At 64.3% G+C, this 3817-nt stretch carries 1 protein-coding gene; it reads right to left on the bottom strand.

From position 1 onward, the window contains the following. Positions 1-321 precede the first annotated feature (321 nt). Positions 322-3738: a PVC-type heme-binding CxxCH protein gene (locus ACFQDI_RS07640; protein WP_377165082.1), complete on the bottom strand. Its 3417-nt coding sequence runs from the start codon at positions 3736-3738 to the stop codon at positions 322-324. Positions 3739-3817: the final 79 nt, after the last annotated feature.

The raw sequence follows: 3817 nt of genomic DNA, 5'->3' as shown, positions 1-3817 counted from the left end.
TAGAACAAAAGGATGCGGAAGCGGAGCGGGAGAATGGAAAATTAAAAAAGGGGCACAAAAAAGAGCGCGGATGGCGTTCAGTCACTGCCATGGGCACCCACTGGAAACCCTAAAAACTCACAGTCGTTCGACCAAACGAGCGTTTCGTTTTTGCGCAGGTCGATGGGGCGGTTTCTCATGTGGATGCAAAGGATTGGTTCAGGCCAATGGATATGCCGGGGTATGACATGCCCAATTAGCCTAGCGTTCAGAATAGCTAATTTGAATCCGTCACGTCAATGCAAATACATCGACTTTACGAATTTTCGGCTATGAGAAGCCTCAAGGCACCGCAACCGCTGCGCCATCTAAGATTTCCACGCGTAATGCGGCCACTTCCCCAGCGTCACGGGTTACCAGCACGCTGACGCGGTGGATTCCGGCACTGAGTTCCAGCTCCTGCTGGGGCAGCAATTCCTTTAGCTCTGCCCCGTCCACCGCCACAACGATTCCCTTCACGGTGCTGAAGCCGAGTTTGACCTTGCCCGCGCCGTCGAGTTTCAGGCCAAATTGCACGATTTTCGGGAACCATGGGTACATCTTCTGCGCGGCGGGCAGGTCTGCCAGCGGCAGGTCTCCGTTCACCTGGCTGAGGGCCATCTGCCACGGGTAGGGGTATTTGTCGTCGTTCAGGGCAAAGCTGCCCACGTGGCGCACGTGGTCCACGTCCTTCTGCTCCATCTTGCCCATGGCCTTCCAGGTGCGGACGTAGCGGTTGGGCTGGGTCTTGTAGGCCCCTTCCCGGCCGAGCTCGGAGAGGAAGCGGACGAGATCGACAAATTCGTCCTCCCGCAGGCTGGCGGTGAGCCCGGGGGGCATCATGCTCACGGGGCTCATCTGGCGGCTGGCGATGGCGGACTTGGCCACCTTGAGGATCTGGTTGGCAGGGTCACGAATCGTCAACTCCTCGGCACCGTCATTGATGAGGCCGCCGGAGACGACTCCGCCGTCCTTTTTGCTGATGATGACCATGTGGTAGCCCTCTTTGATTTTCTTGCTGGGCTCCAGCAGGCTTTCGATGAGGTAGTCCACCGGGGCGCTGGCGCCGATGCTGACGAGGTTGGGCCCGAGGACGCCGCCGGACTCGCCGATGGCGTGGCAGGTGGTGCAGAGCATCTGCTGGCGGCGGTACACGGCCTCGCCGCGGGCGGGGTCTCCCTGGGTCTTCACCTTGGCCACGAGGGCGCTCATTTCTTCCGGGGAAAGGGGACGGTCCATCTGCTTGACGCCGCCGGCTTTCTTGAGGGCGTCTGCCAGCGGGCCCTGGATGCCGCGGGAGGTGACCATGCGGATGCCTTCGACGGCCACGGAGTCAAGAATGGTCTTGCCGTCCAGCTCCTTGGCCAGCACGCCGGGGAGCTGCTTGTTTTTGAGGAAAACGGTCAGGATGGGCTTCGCGGCGTCCACATCTGCCTTGGCGAGGTACTCCACGGCGCGCCTGGCGGCGAGCTGCGGGCCCACGCTGGTGAGGCCGTCGATCATGAGGGCGCGGAGGGCGGTGTCCTGAGATTCGGTGAAGAGCTTGTCGAAGAGGTCCCGGGACTTCACGCCGCCGAGGGCGGTGAGGCCGCGCGTGGCGCCGTCGCGGATGGCGGGGATGGTTTTGGCGTCGGTGAGCAGGGCCACGAGTGTTTCACGGGCGGGCTCGATCTTCCAGAGCCCGGCGAGGATGGCGGCGCGGTGCACCACGTGGGGCTCGGGACGGGCAAACCAGGCGAGGACGGTGTCCTTGGCGCCTTCGGGGATGACTTTGCGGTCGGTGGCGGCCTTGATGAGGGCGTCCTGCAGGCCCATGTAGTAGGGGGCCATGGCGGCGTCGTTGACCATGTCTGCCATGGTGCGGGCCTGGGCGGGGTCGGCGGCGCTGCCGGCCATGTCGAGCACGGCGGCGGCGTCTTCGGTGCTGAGCTTGGCGCTTTTCAGGGCGGCAAAGAGCGGCGGCAGGGCATCGCTGCGTCCGGTGCTCTTCATGGCGTAGACGAGGTGCTTGGGCCGCTCGTCGAGCTTGAGCTTGCCGGCCACGACGGCGGGCATCCAGATGTCTGCCTGCTCACGGCAGGTCTGCTCCAGCAGGAAGTCGAGGGAGTCGTCCATGAGGTGGTCCAGCACCTTGAGGGCGAGTCCGATGGCGGCGGGCTTGCGCATGTCTGCCAGCACGGCCAGGGCCCAGAGGCGCACCTGGGCGTTTTCGTCTGCCACGGCCTTTTCCAGCACCTTCATGGCTTCGGGGAAGACCTTCCAGCGGTGGCTGAGGATGCGCAGGGCGGCGGCGCGGATGCGGTAGTCACCATTTTCCCAGAGGCGGTGCCAGATGGAGGGGGAGAAGGAGTTCACGCCTTCACGGGCCCAGGCGGCCTCCAGCAGGGCGTGGGCATCGGCTTCCTTGGCGGGGTCCAGCTTGGCGGCCCACTCGTCCAGGGCCAGGGTGACTTTGGCAGCGCCCTGGTCGCGGAGCTCGCGCTTGGCAAAACGGCGCACGTGATTGCGGTCGCTCTTGAGCATTTCCAGCAGGTCGGCGGTGGCGGCACCGGCGATCTGGACTTTGGGGCTGAGGGGCCTGCCTTTGGCGGTGATGCGCCAGATGCGGCCGTGCTGGTGGTCGCGGCGTGGGTCGCGGAAATCGACCTCACCGTGCTGGATGATGGGGTTGTACCAGTCGGCGATGTAGAGAGCGCCGTCGGGGCCCATTTTCACGTCGATGGGACGGAAGGCGCGGTGCGTGGAGGCGAGGAGGTCGGGGAGCTGCTTGGCGATGTAGCTGCTGCCGCTGGGGGTGAGCTGGAAGCGGTTCACGCGGTTGCCGCGGAAGTCATTGAGGATGAAGTTCCCCTGGAACTCGGCGGGGAAGTGCGGGTCTTCGATGATCTCAAGTCCGCACTGCTTGGGCTGGCCGGGGCTGAGGCCGTGGAGGATGCGCTTGGCCCCCGGCGAGGTGGCAAAGACGGAGCCGGGGAAGATGAAGTTCACCCCTTCCCCGCCTGCGCCGTCGCAGGCAAAGCTCTGGCCGAAGCGGTCAAACTCCAAGCCCCAGGGGTTGATGAGCCCTTTGCTGATGATCTCCGCGCGGCGTGTCTCCGGGCGGAACTCCCAGATGCCGCCGCCCATGAGACGGCGCACGCCGTGGGGGGTCTCCATGTGGGTGTGGATGTAGATGGACTGGTTGAAGTACAGCATGCCCTCCGGGCCCCAGCGGAAGGTGTGCAGGAGGTGGTGGGTGTCCTCGGTGCCAAAGCCGCTCAGCATGACGCTGCGCTCGTCCTCCTTGAGATCGTTGTTGCTGTCCTTCAAAAAGAGCACCTCGGTGGAGTTTGCCACATAGAGACCGCCATCTCCCGGGGCGAGGGCGGTGGGGATGTGCAGCCCCTCGGCAAAGGTGGTGGACTTGTCCGCCTTGCCGTCATTGTCCGTGTCCTCCAGCACGACGACCTGGTCCTTGGCCTCTTCGCCGGGCTTGATGTGCGGGTAGGTGGTGCTGGTGACGACCCACAGGCGGCCCTGCGCGTCCCAGTTCATCTGCACCGGCTTCTGGATCATGGGCTCGGCGGCAAAGAGATTCACCTCAAAGCCCTCAGGGACCACAAAGGCCTTCAGCTCCGCCTCGGGGTGCGCGTCCGGCAGATCGGCCAGCGACGTGGGCTGCGAGGCATGCGCAGCGAATCCGAGCGAACCAAGGAGAATCAGGGCAAGGCGGGTGGTCATAAAATGGGAAGGCGAAGTACGGCGCTGCGGCGGGAGTTTGGCAAGCATTCTCTGGGAGGAAATGCGGGGGCGGGGTGGT

Source organism: Prosthecobacter fluviatilis (genome assembly GCF_042655725.1).
Taxonomy (GTDB): domain Bacteria; phylum Verrucomicrobiota; class Verrucomicrobiia; order Verrucomicrobiales; family Verrucomicrobiaceae; genus Prosthecobacter; species Prosthecobacter fluviatilis.
This window is presented reverse-complemented; position numbering and strand designations above follow the sequence as displayed.